21 protein-coding genes and 1 pseudogene are annotated in these 20,246 nt (G+C 39.7%); 18 read left to right on the top strand and 4 right to left on the bottom strand.

What is annotated here, in order from left to right; genetic code table 11:
- Nucleotides 1–80: 80 nt before the first annotated feature.
- The 12 genes and pseudogenes from P4V41_RS09545 (at nucleotide 81) to P4V41_RS09600 (ending at nucleotide 11,731) form a co-directional block, all read left to right on the top strand.
- Nucleotides 81–509 (top strand): GNAT family N-acetyltransferase, encoded by a 429-nt coding sequence (locus P4V41_RS09545; RefSeq protein ID WP_328084600.1) that lies wholly within the window; start codon nucleotides 81–83, stop codon nucleotides 507–509.
- 274 nt (nucleotides 510–783) lie between these two features.
- Nucleotides 784–3,321, top strand: a complete 2,538-nt coding sequence (locus P4V41_RS09550; RefSeq protein ID WP_328084601.1) for a cyanophycinase — start codon at nucleotides 784–786, stop codon at nucleotides 3,319–3,321.
- A 203-nt stretch (nucleotides 3,322–3,524) separates the two neighbouring features.
- Nucleotides 3,525–3,695: a YpmA family protein gene (locus P4V41_RS09555; RefSeq protein ID WP_082820684.1), complete on the top strand. Its 171-nt coding sequence runs from the start codon at nucleotides 3,525–3,527 to the stop codon at nucleotides 3,693–3,695.
- 12 nt (nucleotides 3,696–3,707) lie between these two features.
- Entirely contained in the window at nucleotides 3,708–4,193 is a 486-nt protein-coding gene (locus P4V41_RS09560; RefSeq protein WP_328084602.1) for a DUF5590 domain-containing protein, read from the top strand.
- Nucleotides 4,194–4,230: 37 nt separating this feature from the next.
- Nucleotides 4,231–5,415: a pyridoxal phosphate-dependent aminotransferase gene (locus tag P4V41_RS09565; RefSeq protein WP_328084603.1), complete on the top strand. Its 1,185-nt coding sequence runs from the start codon at nucleotides 4,231–4,233 to the stop codon at nucleotides 5,413–5,415.
- Nucleotides 5,416–5,490: 75 nt separating this feature from the next.
- Nucleotides 5,491–6,783, top strand: coding sequence for an asparagine--tRNA ligase (gene asnS / locus P4V41_RS09570; RefSeq protein WP_328084604.1), 1,293 nt, complete (start codon nucleotides 5,491–5,493; stop codon nucleotides 6,781–6,783).
- 322 nt (nucleotides 6,784–7,105) lie between these two features.
- On the top strand, nucleotides 7,106–7,819 hold the full coding sequence (locus tag P4V41_RS09575) for a DnaD domain-containing protein (protein ID WP_328084605.1): 714 nt from the start codon (nucleotides 7,106–7,108) through the stop codon (nucleotides 7,817–7,819).
- 60 nt (nucleotides 7,820–7,879) lie between these two features.
- A complete protein-coding gene (gene nth, locus P4V41_RS09580; protein ID WP_328084606.1) occupies nucleotides 7,880–8,554 on the top strand; it encodes an endonuclease III in 675 nt (224 codons plus the stop codon).
- 314 nt (nucleotides 8,555–8,868) lie between these two features.
- Nucleotides 8,869–9,426: pseudogene (locus P4V41_RS09585) on the top strand (peptidoglycan recognition protein family protein); the annotation flags it as partial.
- Nucleotides 9,424–9,990, top strand: coding sequence for a peptidoglycan-binding protein (locus P4V41_RS09590; protein WP_328084753.1), 567 nt, complete (start codon nucleotides 9,424–9,426; stop codon nucleotides 9,988–9,990). The pseudogene P4V41_RS09585 and the gene P4V41_RS09590, both read left to right, overlap by 3 nt.
- 79 nt (nucleotides 9,991–10,069) lie before the next feature.
- Complete coding sequence (locus tag P4V41_RS09595) at nucleotides 10,070–10,411, top strand: YpoC family protein (RefSeq protein WP_328084607.1); 342 nt, start codon at nucleotides 10,070–10,072, stop codon at nucleotides 10,409–10,411.
- A 57-nt stretch (nucleotides 10,412–10,468) separates the two neighbouring features.
- The gene (locus tag P4V41_RS09600; protein ID WP_328084608.1) at nucleotides 10,469–11,731 is read left to right on the top strand and encodes a glycosyl hydrolase family 18 protein; all 1,263 of its coding nucleotides are present in this window, start codon (nucleotides 10,469–10,471) and stop codon (nucleotides 11,729–11,731) included.
- A 50-nt stretch (nucleotides 11,732–11,781) separates the two neighbouring features.
- Here P4V41_RS09600 and P4V41_RS09605 read toward each other — a convergent pair whose 3' ends face one another.
- The 3 genes from P4V41_RS09605 to P4V41_RS09615 form a co-directional block, all read right to left on the bottom strand.
- Entirely contained in the window at nucleotides 11,782–14,409 is a 2,628-nt protein-coding gene (locus P4V41_RS09605; RefSeq protein ID WP_328084609.1) for a PBP1A family penicillin-binding protein, read from the bottom strand.
- A gap of 77 nt (nucleotides 14,410–14,486) precedes the next feature.
- Entirely contained in the window at nucleotides 14,487–15,092 is a 606-nt protein-coding gene (recU, locus tag P4V41_RS09610) for a Holliday junction resolvase RecU (RefSeq protein WP_328084610.1), read from the bottom strand.
- A gap of 68 nt (nucleotides 15,093–15,160) precedes the next feature.
- Nucleotides 15,161–15,406 carry a glutaredoxin family protein gene (locus P4V41_RS09615; RefSeq protein WP_328084611.1) on the bottom strand — a complete coding sequence of 82 codons (246 nt, stop codon included), beginning with the start codon at nucleotides 15,404–15,406 and terminating at the stop codon, nucleotides 15,161–15,163.
- A 131-nt stretch (nucleotides 15,407–15,537) separates the two neighbouring features.
- Here P4V41_RS09615 and P4V41_RS09620 point away from each other — a divergent pair, with 131 nt between their 5' ends.
- A complete protein-coding gene (locus P4V41_RS09620) occupies nucleotides 15,538–16,494 on the top strand; it encodes a DUF2515 family protein (RefSeq protein WP_328084612.1) in 957 nt (318 codons plus the stop codon).
- Between the two features lie 35 nt (nucleotides 16,495–16,529).
- On the opposite strand, the gene P4V41_RS09625 is transcribed toward P4V41_RS09620, so the two are convergent.
- Nucleotides 16,530–16,670, bottom strand: a complete 141-nt coding sequence (locus tag P4V41_RS09625) for a hypothetical protein (protein ID WP_328084613.1) — start codon at nucleotides 16,668–16,670, stop codon at nucleotides 16,530–16,532.
- A gap of 213 nt (nucleotides 16,671–16,883) precedes the next feature.
- On the opposite strand from P4V41_RS09625, the gene P4V41_RS09630 reads away from it, so the two are divergent.
- From P4V41_RS09630 to P4V41_RS09650, 5 genes are all read left to right on the top strand, one after another.
- Nucleotides 16,884–17,399 carry a MerR family transcriptional regulator gene (locus tag P4V41_RS09630; protein ID WP_328084614.1) on the top strand — a complete coding sequence of 172 codons (516 nt, stop codon included), beginning with the start codon at nucleotides 16,884–16,886 and terminating at the stop codon, nucleotides 17,397–17,399.
- A 264-nt stretch (nucleotides 17,400–17,663) separates the two neighbouring features.
- Nucleotides 17,664–18,032: a DUF1798 family protein gene (locus P4V41_RS09635; protein ID WP_328084615.1), complete on the top strand. Its 369-nt coding sequence runs from the start codon at nucleotides 17,664–17,666 to the stop codon at nucleotides 18,030–18,032.
- A gap of 50 nt (nucleotides 18,033–18,082) precedes the next feature.
- Nucleotides 18,083–18,622 (top strand): hypothetical protein, encoded by a 540-nt coding sequence (locus P4V41_RS09640; RefSeq protein WP_328084616.1) that lies wholly within the window; start codon nucleotides 18,083–18,085, stop codon nucleotides 18,620–18,622.
- Nucleotides 18,619–19,836: a DEAD/DEAH box helicase gene (locus P4V41_RS09645; protein ID WP_328084617.1), complete on the top strand. Its 1,218-nt coding sequence runs from the start codon at nucleotides 18,619–18,621 to the stop codon at nucleotides 19,834–19,836. The genes P4V41_RS09640 and P4V41_RS09645 overlap by 4 nt, the downstream gene beginning before the upstream one ends.
- A 62-nt stretch (nucleotides 19,837–19,898) precedes the next feature.
- Nucleotides 19,899–20,195, top strand: coding sequence for a YciI family protein (locus tag P4V41_RS09650; protein ID WP_328084618.1), 297 nt, complete (start codon nucleotides 19,899–19,901; stop codon nucleotides 20,193–20,195).
- The last annotated feature ends 51 nt before the right edge of the window (nucleotides 20,196–20,246 follow it).

Raw genomic sequence — 20,246 nt, forward strand, 5'->3', positions numbered from 1 at the left:
AGAAAAGTGAGGTTAGGAGGACATTCTACTCCCTTTAACGAACCAAATACATCATAAAATAACTATAAGGAGTTTCCTGTATGATTCGTGAAGCTGAAAAAAGGGATAGAAATAGATTGCTCGAACTTTACCGGATGTTAGTTCCAAATAGTAAAAAGATGCATGTAAGAGAAGAACAAATTGAAACAATCAGGAATGATGAAAACAATTTTATATTTGTTTATGAAGAAGCTGGAGAACTGATAGGGACATTGACATTAAACATATGCCTGCAAGCATTGCATGGTTTTCGACCTTATGGAGTGATTGAAAATATTATCGTACATGAGAATTCTCGAGGTAGAAATATAGGAAAAAAACTTTTACAACATGCAGAACATTATTGCCGTTCGATCGACTGTCACAGAATCATGCTTTTGAGTAGTTCAAAACGAGACAGAGCACATCAATTTTTTGAAAGAGAAGGGTTTGATGGATCTGTTAGTAGAGGCTTTAAAAAATATTTTTAGTTATTATAAAAGCAGTCACCTCATTCTAAAAGAGGTGATTTTTTTATTATAAAAACGAAATAGTATACTAGTTTAGTTTTTTTAGGGTGTTTTTGTGGGTTTTTGTATCAGCCTAATAATAACCAATTAAAATTGATTCATCGGTTATCAAGCAATCCCGCTTTGGCACGTATCTTGCAATAAGTATATTGAATTTTCTAAAAAATTTAGATCTTCTTTCAAGAGTAGTCTTTTTGAAAAGATAGATCTATGTGAATGGAGGAGAATTAATATCTTGAACAAAAAATGGATGTCTGTAACGTTGGCTGTGACACTTGGTTTATCACTGACTACTTCATCAATGAGCTTTGCGAAAAACAAGGATGATTGGAACGGGAACCTTGTTATTGCGGGGGGAGCATTAGGTAGTAGCAATAAGGAAGTGTTTAACGAGTTTATCACTTTAGCAGGTGGTAAGAAACAGGCGAAAATTGGGATCATACCTGCAGCAAGTAGTTCCTTAAAATCAACACAAAGCTTTAAAACCGATCTCATTACATATGGGTTACTTGAACATCAGATCGAGATCGTTCCTCTAGCAAATCAAGATTTCAGTGGTACGCCAGAAGATGAATCGAAATGGAAAAAAAACGCAAACAACAAAAAGATAGCCAAAAAGATTGAGAATTATAGTGCGATCTGGTTTGTTGGTGGAGATCAGCTTAGAATTACAGATACATTAGTAAAACCGAACGGGCATCGGACAAAAGCATTAGACGCGATCTGGAAAATGTATAGGGAAGGAGGTGTCATTGGAGGAACGAGCGCTGGTGCAGCCATTATGAGCGAAGTGATGATTACAGGTGGTGACAGCTTAGGCGCACTAAACAATGAGTTTGTGAAGAAGAGTAACCTAAAATCAAGTGAAGAATACGAACCTGTGCATCTTGAAAGAGGGCTCGGATTCTTTAAGTATGGCATTGTAGATCAGCATTTTGATGAACGTGCACGTCTTGGAAGATTGGTGATGACAGCTTTAAAAGAAAAAACAAACAATCAATTTGCTTATGGTGTAGATGAAGATACAGCTCTTATCGTGAACAATAAACAAAAAACAGTCAAGATCGTTGGAAGAAGCGGCGTTTCTGTTGTTGATGTTAGTAAAGCGAAGGTTACTGATTCTGATCATGCTCATTTTCAAGATGTTTATATCAGCCATCTTGTGTCAGGTGACCACTTAAATGTTTCTACTAAAGAATTTTTCATAAGTGATCATAAAGCTGAGACGAACGAATATGAGTACTACGAATTCAAGCCACTTGATGCAACAGGAGTTTTTACTTCTTACGGAAGGTTGAAAGAATATCTCTCGTATTCTTTGATCGACAATAGGACAACTGATGCTGTGAAAAGTTATTTGTATGATTCTCAAGGTGAAGGATTTCAGCTTACTTTTAGAAAAACGGAAAACACAAAAGGTTATTGGGGTTATAAGGATGGACAAAAAGACGATTATTCATTTACGAACGTTGCTTTCGACGTTGCTCCAAAAAAGGTAAGTTTTAAAAAGAATACGAATGCATTCACTGAGTACAAAAAGTCTTCGTTTATACCTCCAGTCATTGATCGCTCGAAACCGGTTAAAGGAAACCTGTTGATTGGCGGAGGTTCTTTAGGAAGCAGTAATCATGACGTATATAGCAAGTTCATTGATCTTGCAAAACAAAAAGAAGATTCCAGAGTCGGGATCGTTCCTGCTGCAAGCTCAAGCTTAACTTCATCTAAGGCATTTAAAGAAGACCTCGTCCGATACGGGATGTCGTCAGAAAATATAGAAATTCTTCCTCTCACTGTAAGTGATGACAAAAAAACACCGGAAGATGAATCAAAATGGGCTGATTTAAATAAGAACGATCAAAAACTTGCAGAACATGTTGAGAAATTAGATGCGGTTTGGTTTGTAGGTGGAGATCAGACAAAGATTACAGATACGTTATTAAACAAGAACGGAACAAATTCAAAAGTGTTGAACGCGATTTGGAAGACGTATAGAAACGGAGCTGTACTAGGTGGAACGAGTGCAGGAGCAGCTATAATGAGTGATGTAATGATTGCCGGCGGAGGCAGTCATGATACATTAGCATCCGGATTTACGAATTCGTATGACGGGATGCTGCAACAAGAGGGAGGACCAGGTTATCTAGAACGAGGGCTCGGTTTTTTTGAACACGGCATCATTGATCAGCACTTTGATAACAAAGCACGTCTTGGACGCTTGATCGCGGTAGCAGATGAAAAAGGGGAACCTAAGAATTTATCATATGGGATTGATGAAGACACGGCACTTGTCATATATAACGAAGAGAAAAAAGCTGAAGTTGTTGGAAAAGGTGGCGTAACGTTAATCGATATGTCTCAACAGCTAAAACGTCCAGATCTTGGTAAAAGTGAATTTAAGAATATTAAACTATCTTGGATTAATCAAGGAGATATGCTCGATCTAAGAACGAAGAACATAACCATTAACGAGAAGAAAGAAAGCACAAAAGGCTACGAGTATTACGAACATACAGTACCACCTCATTCAGGTGTCTTAAGCGCTCACGGCAAGTTAAACAAATTTATCTCTTACAATCTAGTTGATAACGCTGGAGCGGAGAGTGTAAATAGTTACAGTTTTAATAACGGAAAGGGATTTGAGTTGAATTTTCGTAAGACCGAAGAAACAGAAGGTTTTTGGGGATATACGGACGGGCAGAAAGACGATTACTCTTTTGTAAATGTAATTCTTGATATAACACCTATAGATGTAAAAATAGATTCATTAAAATGATAACGATAATTCCCATTTGTGACCGACCATATTTTATCTGGTCGGTTTGATTGTGTTTACCTCATATGAAAGGAAGCTCGTAAACAAAGTAAGCAGAATACAAAGTCATTTTTCCTTCTTATTAAAGGATTCTAAAGTACCTTTTTCACCGATTTTCTGCTATAGTAAACAAGGAAAAGATTCATGTCAGAGGAGGAAGAACCGTGGAAAGTAAAATTGAAGTTCTTTCGACGCTAAAGGTGGACAAGTCAAGTGACTTGTATAAAGTAGTATCTGAACTGAACAAAACATTAAAGCATCAAGATTTAATGTTTGGGCTCGCGTTAGATGACGAAAATAAAAATAAGATGATTTTTACGATCTATCGCACATAGGAAGGCTTAAATATGGGGAAAAAGTGGATACTTGTTATTATTGGCATTCTAATCTTAGCAACCTGGCAAGCTTATTATCTGTTTAATGGCGTTCAAGCAAAACCCGCTAAAAAAGAAGCAGAAGCTGTTGAAATTGCTAAGAAAGAAGAGGACCTCGTTTCTATTACGAATGTGGATCACTTTTATAAGAATGAGACGTATTATGTAGTAGAAGGCAAGAACAAAAAAGGCACAAACAAGATCGTTTGGGTCGATAAAGACAAAAAGGTTACCTCTTTGAACGCGAAAGAAGGGCTTTCAGAGAAACAGATTCTGAATTATGTGAAACAGAACCATGATGCGAAGACGATCGTTGACAGCCGTTTAGGCATGGAAGACGGAATTCCAATGTGGGAAGTAGTCTATTACGACACGCAGGATCGCTACACGTATTTTTACGGTTATTTTGAATCAGGTGAGCGATACGAGATCTATCGTCTGAAAGAATCAGATCAATAGAAATTAGATGAATAAAAAAGTGGAGGGATTTAGTAGTATGAAGCTTGCAAAACGTGTGGAGGCATTAACTCCTTCAACAACTCTGGCAATCACAGCAAAAGCAAACCAATTAAAGGCAGAAGGGCACGATGTAATCGCACTTGGTGCAGGTGAACCCGACTTTAATACACCGATACATATTATTGAAGCGGCTTATCAGTCTATGAAAGAAGGACACACAAAATATACGGCTTCCGGTGGCCTTTTAACTCTGAAAAAAGCGATCGTGAACAAGTTGCAGCAAGATCAAGGGTTAACGTATGAAACGTCTGAGATCATCGTTAGTACAGGAGCGAAACATTCATTGTACTCTCTGTTCCAAGCGATCCTTGATGAAGGAGACGAAGTGATCACCCCGATTCCATATTGGGTGAGCTATCCTGAACAAGTGAAACTAGCAGACGGTACACCCGTTTACTTAGAAGGAAAAGAAGAGAATGGATTCAAGATTACAGCAGAAGACCTGGAAAAAGTGATCACAAAACAAACGAAGGCACTGATCTTAAACTCGCCGAGTAATCCGACTGGATCTCTGTATTCAGCTGATGAACTGCGTGCGATCGGAGAAGTTTGCCTAGAGCATGATGTGTTGATCGTGTCTGATGAAATCTATGAAAAGTTAGTTTATGGCGGAGTGAAGCACACATCGATTGCTGAGCTTTCTCCTGAACTAAAGAAACAGACGATCATCATCAATGGTCTCTCTAAATCACATGCGATGACAGGCTGGAGAATCGGTTTTGCAGCAGGTGACGCTAAGATCATCAAAGCGATGACGAACTTAGACAGCCATAGTACATCGAATCCGACAACAACATCTCAGCACGGTGCACTTGCAGCCTATAACGGAACACAAGAGCCTGTGGAAGAGATGCGTCAAGCGTTTGAAGAACGCATGAACAAAGTGTACGACCGTTTGATCACGATTCCTGGCATCACATGTGTAAAACCGAACGGTGCGTTCTATCTGTTCCCGAATGCTACAGAAGCAGTCAAAATGACAGGATTCTCTTCAGTCGATGAGTGGGTAGAAGCTCTTCTAGAAGAAGAAAAAGTGGCTTTAGTACCAGGTTCAGGATTTGGTGCGCCAGACAACGTAAGACTTTCTTATGCAACGAGTCTTGATACAATCATGGAAGCATTGGATCGTATTGAACGTTTTATCAACTCAAAACGCAAGTAATGATTGATTTTTAGAAAGTTCTCCTTCATAATTTTTTTTGGTAGATATTGATAACGTACAGTGGAGGTAAATGTAGTGAAAACAACGATTAATAAGCTTAGTGAACACGTAGGCAAGACCGTAAAGATCGGTGCTTGGCTCTCAAATAAGCGTTCTTCTGGTAAGATCGCTTTCTTACAGCTTCGCGACGGATCAGGGTTCGTGCAAGGTGTTGTAGTTAAGAGTGAAGTTGGCGATGAGATCTTTGCAAAAGCAAAAGGACTCACGCAAGAATCCAGTCTTTACGTAACAGGTACGGTAAAAGTGGACGAGCGTTCAGCTCTTGGCGTAGAACTTGAAGTAACAGATGTTGAATTACTTCATCAAGCGGTAGACTACCCAATCACACCGAAAGAACATGGAACTGAGTTCTTGATGGACCACCGTCACCTTTGGATCCGTTCTAAGCGTCAGCACGCAATCTTAAAGATCCGTAACGAGATCATTCATGCCGTAAACGAGTTCTTCTACAACAACGACTTCGCAAAAGTAGATCCTCCGATCCTTACAGGAAGCTCTGCAGAAGGAACGACTTCATTGTTCCATACGAAGTACTTTGAAGAAGATGCGTATCTTTCACAAAGTGGACAACTCTACATGGAAGCGGCAGCGATGGCACTTGGAAAAGTATATTCGTTCGGTCCGACGTTCCGTGCAGAAAAATCGAAGACTCGTCGTCACTTGATCGAGTTCTGGATGATCGAGCCTGAGATGGCTTTTGTTGAACACGAAGAATCCCTTGAGATTCAAGAGCAGTTCATCTCACACATCGTTCAATCTGTGATCAAACGCTGTGAGAACGAGCTGAAGACACTTGGACGTGATATCTCTAAACTAGAGAACGTTAAAGCGCCTTTCCCTCGTGTTTCTTATGACGATGCGATCAAGATGCTAAAAGAAAAAGGGTTTGACGATATCGACTGGGGAGATGACTTTGGTGCGCCGCACGAAACAGCAATCGCGGAAAGCTTCGACAAGCCTGTATTCATCACGAACTATCCGAAAGACATCAAAGCGTTCTACATGAAGCCAGACCCGAACCGTGAAGATGTTGTACTTTGTGCAGACTTAATCGCTCCTGAAGGATACGGAGAGATCATCGGTGGTAGCCAACGTATCGACGACCTTGCACTTATGGAACAACGCTACGAAGAGCACGGATTAACAGACGATGCTTACAAATGGTACTTAGAACTTAGAAAATACGGAAGCGTTCCTCATTCAGGATTCGGTCTTGGATTAGAGCGTACAGTAGCATGGATCTCTGGAGCGGAGCACGTTCGTGAAACGATTCCATTCCCACGTCTATTAAACCGTCTATATCCTTAATAAATTTTAAAATCTCCCTGTTATGCGGGGAGATTTTTTATTGTTTTAGAAGGTGTCTTAAGTGTGGGAAACGTGCAATTAAGTCGTTTTGAGGAAGAATAAAGTCGGTTTTGGGAGCGATTAAGTCTAAAATGAAAAAATTAAGTCAAAATCGTACCCAATTAAGTCAAAAAACGAAAATAAAGGCCGTTCTGCAAATTTCGACAAGCGACTAGCCATACCTTATCACATCCAACACTACTTTTTTCTCAACATTCACCAGTACAGTGAAAATAAAAAACCCAGTTTTATATGCTATAATGAAAGAAGAGGTGTTTTAGTGATGAACGGTAATTTATTTGAACGATGGATGGCTGAAGGATCAGTCAGCATCCCTAATATGTTAATCAAAACGTACAAACAGATCGGTCTTTCAGATAACGAATGCATGTTGTTTATACAGCTTCATGTTTTTATAGAATCAGGAAACTACTTTCCTACACCATTGGAACTTTCGAAGCGGATGTCAGCTTCAAGTGATGAAGTATCTTCTATGCTGAGGTCGTTGATCGGCAGAGGTGTGCTCGGTATGGATCAGTTCGAAGATAAAGAAAAAGGCGTCTACTTTGAGGCTTATACGCTTCAGCCACTTTGGAACAGACTTCTTCAAAGTTTAAAAGAAGAAGAGCAGGCAAAAAAAGAGGTACATAAGGAGCACCAGGAACAGAACGTGTTCGTTCGATTCGAAAAAGAGTTCGGTCGACCTTTATCTCCAATGGAGCTTGAAACGCTTAAAATATGGATGGACGAGGATCATCAATCTCCTGAATTAATCCTCTCTGCTCTAAAAGAGTCCGTGTTATCTGGAAAGCTGAACTTCCGATATATTGACCGAATTTTATTCGAATGGAAGAAAAACGGCATTACAAGTCCAGAAGCTGCCAAAACGTATGGTGAGAAATTCAGAGTGAGACAACTGCAAAGATCAGGAAAACAAGAGCAACCGAGAAACGATACAGGTATCAAACGGCCGCAATATAACTGGCTTGAATCGTAACACTTTAAAGGCCTTATTATTCTAAGGTCTTTCTTTTTTATAACAGGAGGTAACGTACACGTGTTAAACAAAGCACAGATTCAATTTTGCTTAGAGCAGATCGAGGATATGTTTCCGGACGCTCATTGCGAACTTCATCATTCGAACCCATTCGAGCTTACGATCGCGGTGCTGCTGTCTGCTCAATGTACCGATGCGCTCGTTAATAAAGTCACACCGAAACTTTTTGAAAAATATAAAACGCCGCAAGATTATTTGGACGTAACGATAGAAGAGCTGCAGGATGATATACGATCGATCGGTCTATACCGAAACAAGGCGAAGAACATTCAAAAGTTGAGTGAACTACTTTTGAACGAATACGGAGGAGAGATCCCAAAAGATCGAGATGAACTGACGAAGCTCCCGGGGGTAGGACGAAAAACAGCAAACGTGGTAGTGTCTGTAGCATATGGCGTTCCTGCTATCGCTGTTGATACGCACGTTGAACGGGTTTCTAAGAGGCTTGGCATCTGTAAATGGAAAGACTCTGTTCTGCAGGTGGAAGAAACATTGATGAAGAAGATTCCAAAATCGCTATGGGGGGCAACTCATCACCGTTTGATCTTTTTTGGAAGGTATCATTGCAAAGCACAAAATCCAAACTGCCCAGAGTGTCCACTGCTCTCTATCTGCCGAGAAGGTAAGAAGCGGATGAACCAAAAAGAAAAGAAGAAGCTGACTCAAAAAAGATAATGTAGAACCGTAACCACCATTGGAGTTACGGTTTTTTCTATGCCTTTAACCTTAAAGGTTGTGATATTCGGCACTCATAGGGGGTATTTAAGTGAGATGAGGTTGTCGTGATTTGTCGACTTGCTGGTATATGCCGGATTATGTCCGATATTTCAAGGATTATCACAGTGATTTCCTGAATTTGGCATACAAATACCATGGTGGGTATGAATAAGAAACATTCAAAACAACATAAAATTCATTCCACAAGGACTTAAAAGCCGTAAATCTCCTTTAAATACCAACGAACATCTGAAAATCTGCACAAAAACCCCATATGTACAAGCAATCACTCTTCTTTTACATACCATGTAGAAAGGAGTGATGTTTTAGTGTCATATTCAATCACATATGACTATATTAAGTTAGGAAATGCAAGACCTGGTACGAAGCTCGATGGGCCGTTCTTCGGAGTCGCTCACGACACAGGTAATCCGGGAACTTCCGCCAGAAGCAATCGTAACTATTTTAACAACCAACAGCCAAGTGCGAGCGCACATGTTTTTATAGATGATAAAGAGATCCTTGTGATCATTCCGCTCGATGAAAAAGCGTATCATGTTCAATATGGAACACGATTGGACAACCTGCGATTTGGCAGAGAATCGAATGATGCGGCGATCGGCGTGGAACTTTGCTGGGGAGGCGGGATTAATTTTCAAGAAGCGTATAAACGTTACGTTTGGTTCTGGGGTTATCTTTGTAAAAAATACAACTGGAGGCCACAAGAAAAGATAGCGAGCCACAAGCAACTAGATCCAGGTCGAAGAACAGATCCAGATAACGCATTAAATCGCTACGGAATCACATTTGATCAGTTTCTTAATGATGTGGAGAAATCTATATCTAATCAGGCTATTCCTGCGCCTTCACCAAAACCAACTCCAAAACCAACTCCAAAACCAACACCAGGAAAAAATAACATTATCTTAAAAAATGGAGACACAGGCGAAAGAGTTAGAGATCTTCAGAACAAACTAAAACGAGCGGGTTATTCTCTTGTAGCAGACGGCGTGTACGGTCCGAACACAGAAAACGTCGTGAGAGCTTTTCAAAGAAAATATAATTTATCTGTTGATGGGATCGCTGGACCAAACACATTAAATAAATTAGATGCTGTGTTAAAGCAGCCTTCAAAACCAGCAAAACCATCACAGCCCACGAAACCAAAGTCTGGAAGTTCTAACGGAAGCGCAGTTGTACCGTACCCGGGCTATGTTATTAAAAGAGGTTCAACTGACTCAAGCAATGTAAGCCGAATTCAGCGAGCTTTAAATATTTCAGCAGACGGCAACTTTGGTCCACAAACAGAATCAACGGTAAAAGCTTATCAAAAAAGAAAAGGGTTAGTTGTAGATGGAATCGTTGGACAAGCCACTTGGAATACACTCTTTTAAAAAGGTACAATAACTTTAGATAAGAGATTATCTTTTGATAAGCTCTTTTTTTGTTGTATACAAAACGGAGGCGTTAGTAATGGATAAGAATACTGAGAACATATTTGCAGAGTGGAAAGAGCAGTCACAGGAAATTGCTTTATTCTTTAAAAATCGCGACCGAAAAAGCGCAAAAGAACCAATGGAATATTTCTTACAACAGTTTTTGAGAACGATCTATTCTATAAATGGAGCCCACATGCTTCAATCATCAAATTACAGAAACGATCTAAAGAAATTCAAACATTTACCTGTAAATGCGATCGAGCGGCTTTCGTTCATTGAAGATCAGCCCGATCATTATCAATCGTACATACAGCTTAGTGAGTTATTTTCGGAATGGGAAAAGAAAAGTGTCATATTAAAAAAGCACAGTACATAAGGACAAGATACTTGGACATATGATGAAGACATGAGACGTTTTTTTAGGAGGGGTATCATGCAGATTCATGTGGTGAAACGGGGCGATTCTCTTTGGAGGCTATCGCAGTACTATAAATTACCGTGGCAGGAGCTCGCTACGGTAAACCGCCTGTCAGAAAAAGACGTATTAACAGTAGGGCAGACACTTTTTATCCCAACGCCTTTTACTTATACTGTTCAGCCTGGTGATTCTTTAGAAGAGATTGGAAACCGAATCGGTGTATCTGTCGCACAGCTGCAACAAGCGAATCCCGGTGTGACTGATAACAACCTTCGGCCAGGAACGCAACTGAATGTTCCGCAGCGTACGAAGAAAACGATCGTAACGAACGCATTTGCAGAACCTAATCCGAAAGCACAGGCGAATTTTGATGCGGCTGCAAGAGCGCTTACGTACATCACACTTTTTAGCTATGAAGTGAACGAGAAGGGCATATTCAAACCACTGAATGATTCTGAGTTCTTAAAAGATGCAAAAAATAGAAACGTTCGCCCGATCATGGCTATCACGAACATAAAAGATGGGGAGTTTAGTGAAGAAGTCGGAACAGCGATCCTAACTAAAAAAAAGATCACAGATAAAGTGATAAACGAATCCTTGCGTATCATGAAGCAAAAAGGATATGAAGGGATCTCCGTTGATTTTGAATACTTAGGTAAACAAAACAAAGAAGCGTACAATGAGTTCCTAAGAACACTTACTGAAAAGATGCATCAAGAAAATTATATCGTCATGACCGCTGTCGCACCGAAGATATCTGGCACACAAGAAGGAGAATGGTATGAATCGCATGACTACAAAGCACACGGTGAGATTGTAGATTATGTGATTCTGATGACATACGAGTGGGGATACAGTGGAGGACCTCCGATGGCCGTCAGTCCACTTCCTTCTGTAAAAAAAGTGCTCGACTATGCGGTGAGTGTAATGGATCCAAAGAAAATTCTAATGGGGATTAATCTGTACGGCTATGACTGGACGTTACCTTATAAACCAGGCGGTGAGTTCGCGAAAGCATTGAATCCAGTTCAAGCGACCCAGCTAGCAGGAAAGCGGCAAGCTGCAATTAAATACTCAAGAAAAGATGAAGCGCCATTTTTCCGTTATTGGGATAAACAGAAGAAAGAGCACGTTGTCTGGTTTGAAGATCTGCGAAGTATGAAAGCAAAATTTGATGTGGTAGATCAGTATGGTTTTGCAGGTGTAAGCTTTTGGAACCTATCGTTTGGTTATCCTGTATTTTGGAACTATTTGATTGATCGGTATAACATAAAATAGCAAAAAAAAAGATCCGCCAGCAAAAATTTAGCTGACGGATCTTTTTATCTTTATTGACCTAGAGGAGGGATGAACCCTCCACCGTTTTGTTGTCTGCCTCCATTTTGTCCAGGAGGTTTTGGGGTTGTACCAGGTTCACCTTCAGTAGGTGGCTCAGTTCCAGGCTCTTGCCCCGGAGGAGTACCTGGAGTGCCTGGCTGTTCACCTTCACCGCCTCCTTGGTCTGGAGGAGTACCAGGTTCACCTTCTGCAGGTGGCTCTGTTCCAGGTTCTTCAGGAGGAGTACCTGGTTGTTCACCTTCACCTTCACCAGGTGGTGGCTCTTCACCTTCAGGACCTTCAATCGTAATCGATGTTCCTGCTGGTTCACTCTCTGTGTTGTTCTCACTGTCGATCGCTATAACTTGGAACGAATATATACCAGGAGCAGGTGCTGGAACAACGAATTTCGTATCGTTAATCGTTGCACGTTCCTGCATCGGACCGTCGTTATAACTCGCGAGAACTTTAAATGTTACACCTTTTTTCTTACCATATTTCCATTTTACTTCGATCTCGTTCTTATCTTCTTTGTACTTCGCTTCAAGACCTTCGATCGAAGACGGTTTTTCATAGCTATCACTTATGCCAGGAAGATCAGATCCTTTAACAAAAAGCTCGATGATCTTCTCAGAATCAGGTGTGAACTCACTAGCGCGTTTCCCTGTTCCTTTTTCCATCGCGACTTCCGTAACAGATTTCGGTTTCTTAAAGTCCGTATTCTTATGATCTAACTCGCTCATGATATCACGGAAGATCTGTTTCGAATAATCTGCTTCATTGTCGTTTAGATAGAGGCCGTCCTTTAAATCAGCATATCCTGTCCATACCGCAGCAGTATAGCTAGGAGTATAGCCTGCCATCCAAGCATCTTTAGTCGCACCATCTGGAAGACCATACTTATCGCGATCTTCTTTAGAATAGTTGGTCGTACCTGTTTTACCAGCTAAATTAAGTCCACTAACGTCCGCTTCACGACCAGTTCCTCTATCCATAACATCTTTGAGCATATCTGTAATCATATAAGCAGTGTAATCTTTCATAGCGGCTTTTGGTTCTGAATCCACCTCGATTACGCGACCATCAGGGAATTCAACTTTACGAATCGTTGTAGGTTTTGAATAGATTCCCCCGTTACCAAACGATGTATAAGCACCAGCTAATGTTAGAGGGGAGATTCCTTTTTCAAAACCACCAATCGCATATGATGGATAAGTAGTGTCTGGATCTAAGTCAAAACCTAATTTGTTTGCAAAATCTGTTGCTTCTTCAGCCCCAACCTCTTGGAACGCGCGAACAGCAGTCGTGTTCTTTGATTCAACGAGTGCCTGACGCATCGAGATGTCGCCAACGTTTCGGTCGTTAAAGTTATTGATCGTAATGTCTTTCAGTTCTACTGGTTCATCTTTTAAGATATAACCCGTGTTCCATTTTTTGTTCTCGATCGCAGGACCATAGTCTAAGATCGGTTTGATCGTTGAACCTGGCTGACGAGTGATTTTAGAAGAGAAATAGTTACTTAATTCATCTCCTCGACCACTTCCTACTGCTCGAATTGCGCCTGTTTTGGTGTCAAGTAATGCAACACCAGATTGAAGAACTTTGTTTTCGTTCTCTAATTTAGCTCTTAGTACGTCTTCAGTTGTTTGCTGAGCTTTCGTATCTAAGTTCGTATAGATCTTAAGCCCAGATGAATAGATATCAGCTTCTTCAAGTCCCTCGATATCTTTTAAGTCATCTATAACCTGTTTAATATATGCGTCATAAGGACGTGATTCTTTCTTAATACTACCTTGATCGATCATATCTTTAACAGGAATACTTTTTGCTTTTTCTGCTTCTTCTTTTGTAATGAATTTATGCTGTGCCATTAAATTCAAAACAACGTTACGTCGATGTTCAGCTTCTTTCGGATTTACAAGAGGATTATAATAGCTTGGTGCTTTTGGCAAACCAGCTAAGAGAGCCGCTTCTTGCACTTCTAATTCAGAAACATCTTTATTGAAGTAAACTTTTGCTGCTGTTGCAACACCGAAAGCTCTATTTCCAAAAAAGATCTTATTTAAGTACATCTCTAAAATTTGATCTTTAGAATACTTCTGTTCCAATTGTACAGAAAGGTATGCCTCACGAATCTTCCGTGTAAGTGATTTTTCATCAGAAAGAATTGTATTTTTGATAACCTGCTGAGAAATTGTACTCGCACCTTCTGCTCCAAAGCCTTCTCTAACGTTAGCAAATGCAGCACCGGCAATACGACGTACATCAATACCACTATGCTCTCTGAACCGTACGTCTTCTGTCGCAATAAATGCATTTTGTACATGCTCAGGAATCTCATTAATCTTCACACGAATCCGTTTTTCATCACCAGCGACGAGTGCTGCTTCTTCGTCGTTCATATCCATAATCTTAGAGGATACAGGTGTTTCTAGTTTCTTAGGATCTAATTTAGGAGAGGTTGCGGCAATAACGCCGATCGTTAACAGTCCTAATACGCCTAATATAAGAGCAAGGATTAACAGGGTCTTCTTCCAGTTACGTCCTCGTCTCGGTTTTTTTGTTTTTGTTTTATTTGCCGGTTTGGAACCATCACTTGTTTGTCTGCGTTCCATACGGCTTCGGTAATCTTTTGACATTGTTTTACCAACCTTTCAACTTCATAAAAAAATGAACACGTTCAATTATTCGACGACATTTGACAATTTATGAACGACTAGAAATAGACAGAATCTACCATTTGTAAGTAATTGAGCCGAGGTTGATACCCTATAGTAATAGAATGTCCTTTTTCCTCGATTTCACCCTTCGGAATGGATTTTCTGCCTTCCCTCTGTTCGTTCCAAAACGTGATCAAGTGAGAACTGTCGAATAAATAGCTCTCATTTGTTACAGAGAAACGTAGGATGACGAACGAGATCCCACCATGATCTAAGATGTGCTGCATATGAAGTAACTGATGTTCATGAAAGTTCTTAAGTGGGAAGCTCGTCTTATTCTTTGTTTCTTTAGCCTCAAAGTCAATGTATCTTCCTTTATACACCCCATTGTAATCTGTCGTGGAAGCAAGCTTGAAGTAAGCTTCACGAATGACAGCGGCAGATCGTTTTGGATATTCTACATTTACGATCTGAACCGGAGTAGGTTTCTTATGGATGATCGCTTGATTGGTTAAAAGATAATATTCGTTGCTCTGATTGATATCATCTTCTAACGACATTCCTCTGTTGCTGTACGAAATATCTTTTTTGATAGAAGATGAAGATTGTTTTTTCACGATAGAAGTCACTCTCTTACCGTTTGGATAATGAAAGGTACCCATGATTCATCTCCTTTACAACGAAAGATGGCTATGCGCATGAAAAAACGATACACATAGCCGTTGGATGTTTACTTTTTTAGTAGTCGAGAAAGTTCTTCTTCTACAAAGCCCATAACGACTTCTCTTGAGTCCTCCGTTTCAATAACGGTTACAGGAGTTGCAGAAGCGCCGAGGTCGATCACTTCTTTCATATAGGCTTCGGATTTACGGATATCTCGTTCTTCAAAAGGAATCTCGTTTGCTTTTAGCCACTCTTTTTCCGCAAAGCATGGAGGGCACGTTTCTTGTGTGTAAAGTATCACTGTCTTCGCCAAAGGTCTATGCCTCCTTTTTCCAATTACATCTTTCATAACCATTAGTTTACTCTTTTTTCTTATATGACACAAATATTTTATAACATGAAAGTGAACGATAGAAAATAGGACAAAAAGCATGGAGGAAGAGCGTGGTAGAGCATAATGAGGACATCGTTCAACACATTTTAAAACTTACGAATTCACAAAATCGTGATAATATTTCACGTACCGTAAGCTATGCCACATTTTTTAAACATAACCCTGAGGTAAGGTGGGCGATGCTCGCAAGTCTTGTTTCAAGAAATGCAGGTTACAGCATGTGTGACTTAAAAGGGGACTGGCTGCCTAGGTTGTTGTCTAAAGATACGAGAAAGCATTTATTTTTAACTTACGAACGAGCAAACTGGCTTATCTTTCAAGATGCGTATCCACAGCTTTTGATTTATGAGTATTCGAAAAATCAAAATCAACCACATTTTCATCTTCTCAAATACTTTGGTGTTTCAACATTTATGGTCAACGAGTGGGAGAGATTCTGGAAAGAGAAAGATTTGAAGCGGATTTGCACGTCCCTAATCATTAATGAACAACACGTAATCGAAAAGCCAGTTATAGAGAATGGGTTTTACAAGAAGAGGATCTTTTCAAAGGTGCCATTTCTCTTACAGGATTATATGCATTTTAGTACCGTACTTTTTCCTGTCGAGAGTGGGGAAGTGATAGGAATATCCGTCCATGGATTTAAAAAGACGAAAAATAGAATCCAAACAGGAAAAAAACTGTACACCATTTTGTTTGAGTCAAAATGGAGTGAAGAGATTCTTTCTTTTGCAGATAAAGTCACTCACACGGGCTCAAGACATGATTTTGAAACTTACATCTATCCCGGGAAAAAAAGAGAGACTCCCTTTTTAAGACTTGCGTTTCCAATCGTTGAGCATCACCGGTCGAACACAAGAGATTGGTACCGAAAAAACATAAGCACAGAAAAGTTTTATGAACCGGTAAAACCTCTTCATCGGGTTGTGTTAACAGATTGGTATAAACAAAAGCAAAGGCAGCTGAAAATAGGGATCCTCTTAAAAGAGTGGATGTTTCATGCGTAAAAAAAGACGGCTATAATGAGCCGCCTTTGCCTTTATTATGTGCTAGGGATATCCGGGCCATTTAGTTTTTTATCACCATAGCCTGTGTTGTTCTTTTGCTCTCTTTTTTGAGTACCAGTTTCTTCTTGGGATGTATACTGATCCTGCTGTTTTTGCTGTTTGCTGTCTTGGTTCATGTTGGCACCTCCTTTTTGTATCACCTGAACTGCTCTTAGTTTTGGAGTTGTTGCGACTGAATATACAAACAATCAACAATTTAAGTGTCGAAATTGTAGTGATTCCGGTATATTCCACTTTCTTTGCCGAATGAAAACTAGTTTTGTCAGGTGTGAAGGGGATGAAGTGATGATGCTCGAAAATAGTACTCACAAGAAAACGGGGAGGGATTCATGATGGAAATGGTGTTGATGAAAACCAAAACTGTCTCTGAAGAACTTGGGGTGAATCCAACAACAGTACAGCGTTGGGTTAGACATTTTAACATTCAATGTGACAAGAACGAGCATGGTCATTATCTGTTCAAACAAGATGATATTGATCAGTTAAAAGAGATTAAGGCACAGCTTGACAACGGACTTTTGATGAGTGATATACACGTTCAGTCGATGCAATCAACAGAGCACCCAATGGAACTACCAACCCAGTTTGAAGAAAAGTTCAATCGTTTAAATGCTGCGATCGAATTATTAGAAAAGAAAGTTGAAGAAAAAGCAGATGGGGTCGTTTCCTATCAGATGCTACAGCACGCAACAGAGCTTGAAGAACTGATCAAGAAGATGGAGAACATGGAAGCACGACTGCAAGATCTAGAAGTGGCACTTCTCAAGGAGGATTATCCTGAAGAGCGATTATACGTAAAAGAAAAATCAAAGAAGAACTGGTTCGTCAGTTTGTTTACTCTATAGAAGTATAGAAGGGATGTTGATTTCCGATACAGGATGCTCGCTTTCCGTGGGGCGACCGGTGAGCCACTTGCCGCGTTACGCATTTAAGTGTCTCACCTGACCGCTCGTCCCACAGGAGTCCCACCTTCCACTCCTATCAACTTTCAAAGTAGCAAAAAACAATAAATGCAAGCTCTCTGCTACTAAAAAAGACCGAAAAACAAATCAAAAAGTGTAAGTCTCTTCATTCTTTGGTAGGATATAAAGAATGGGGGGACTTTTTTAATGAACCATTTATATACATTAACAACTGAGCTAATCGCTGATATAGATGAAGCATTTCATATTTACAAGACAGAAACCAAAACGAGAGAAACAGAAGCGGACTTTTTTACAGAGGTAAAACCATTTGCCGATCGCATTCATTTTCGCGTGAAAGACTGGGAGCCGTTAGCAAGAGATTGGGTGATCGCCAATAAGCCCAAATATCTGTACCCGATTCAGATCAAGACAGCAGCTGAAAATATCGGCTATTTAGGCGTTTATGTCTTTCAAAAGAAAATGAAAGACAAACGGATTACAGAGATGGTGAAATCTGTTCTCTATGTGTTGAACCAGATGAAAAATCAAATGACGGAAAATGAAAATCAATAATTTCACGTACCGTATTAAAATATTGTTTTTAAAAATAGGGAGAGAACAAGATGTATCATCCATCTGTTTATGATAATCTAAAGGTTGTGCTTGAAGGAGCTGTGTACGACCTGGATTTTTCAGGCGAAATTGAAATCATTAATCGTAAAGACTTAATGGATCAAGCAATCTTCGAAAGAAATTATTGTATTGACTTTGTCGTTTCAGCGATCGGAGAAGCGATGAAAGGGACTATCACTTTAACTTCAAATTTAGAAGACTTGGCTATGGAGAAGTTAAACGATAACCCAGAAGGAGCTGGCAGTAAATTATCCTGTCTGATTGAAACTCCAGTATATGAAATAGAAACAGATTGCAAGCAGCTTCAATCCATTCTGAAAAAATGGGGAAGCGGAGATTTAAAAGGTGACATTCAGCAAAAACTTACTTATATATATGGCCAACCAAGACACGTATTCACCAACATGATCTCTATACAACTTCAAAAGCCAGTTTCTGAAGAGGAACCAGAGCGAATATCATCGGCACTTGAACAATTGATAGCGTCAATGAAAGAAATGAATGAATATTTTAAGGGGTATAAAAAATGACACAATCGCTACAAAACTTTCCGGAATTTATCCAAAACGCTTGGAACAAAAGTGGATTTTCAGCATTTACAGATATTCAAGAGAGAGCAATACCTGAGCAGTTAGAAAACAAAGATTTAATCATCGAGTCTCCAACAGGGACAGGAAAGACTCTTGCTTATGCACTGCCTGCACTATCAAAGTTAAACCCAGAAATTAAAAATGCTCAAGTTCTCTTTTTAGCACCAACTAGAGAACTAGCGATGCAAATCTATGATGTTTGTCAGAAGTTCACTGAAAACAGCGGACTAAGCGGGGCATCTCTTATCGGTGGAGCAAACATGCAGCGTCAGTTAGATAAATTGAAAAAGAAGCCACAATTTATCGTAGGTACTCCTGGGCGAGTCAAAGAATTGATTCAAAACAAAAAACTAAAAGTACATGAAGTAAAAACCATTGTAATCGATGAAGCCGACCATATCATTGAAGCTGGGTTTAACGGAGATGTTGAACAAGTCATTGCAGCAACATTAAAAGATCGTCAGCTTGTATTCGTATCGGCTACAATCAACAACAAGACAGAAGATTGGTCAAAAAAATTAGCCGTAACACCAGTCGTCGTTAAAGTAGAAAAAGACTTAGTGAAGAGTGAAGTCACGCATACGTTCATGGTGTCTGATTACCGTGACAAAGTCGAAAACTTACGTAAATTGATCCGTCACACACCTGGAATTAAAGCGATGGTCTTCATAAATAGTTCGATGAAGATGGATGAGTTCGCAACGAAACTAGAGTACAAGAAGATTAAGCTGGGAGTACTAGCAGGTAACTCCACCAAACAAGATCGTCAAAAAGTGATCAACGACTTTAAGAATGGAAAGATTCCTGTTCTGTTAACTACAGATGTTGCGACACGTGGATTAGATATTCCTGACGTTACACACGTGGTTCATTTTGAAATGCCAGAAGACGTGAAGCAATACGTCCACCGATCTGGAAGAACAGGGCGTATGGGAAAAGAAGGTACAGTTGTTTCTTTAGTAACGAAAGCAGAATTAACTTCTGTGAAAAAATGGACGACGAAGATGAACGTACCTCTTCAAAAACAGCTTCTTGAAAGAGGACAAGTCATCGTAGAAGAAGGTGCTAGTAAAGGACACTCTACGAAACGTACTGCTCCAAAGAATGAAAAGAACATGCAACGAAAATCAGAAGGATCTAAAAAAAGAAGATAGTTGCAATTAAAGGATTTTTCATGAATCGATAGAATTCTTACTCTAAAGGGGAGAGATTCGTTTTGGAAATTACAGAATTCTTATATCAAATTAAACCAGTTAGAGCAGATTTAATGGAAAATCAAACACATGGGGAACAAGAAAAACTTCAATCTCATTTTCTGTACCTTCAAGATTTGTTGGATAAAGGAAAATTGGTATTGGCTGGACCATGCCTGGATGCATCCTTTGGTGTTGTTATTCTTCAAAATACAAACGAAGAAGAAGCACAAGAAATTATGGAAAATGATCCGGCAGTCTTAGGAAAGGTCATGACAGCAAACCTGTATCCTTTTCGCGTTTCATTAATAAAGAAATAACAACTCGTAGCACTGTAACCATCGATTGGTTACAGTGTTTTTTACTGAAGA

It is taken from the genome of Fictibacillus nanhaiensis (genome assembly GCF_036213205.1).
Classification (GTDB): domain Bacteria; phylum Bacillota; class Bacilli; order Bacillales; family Fictibacillaceae; genus Fictibacillus; species Fictibacillus nanhaiensis_E.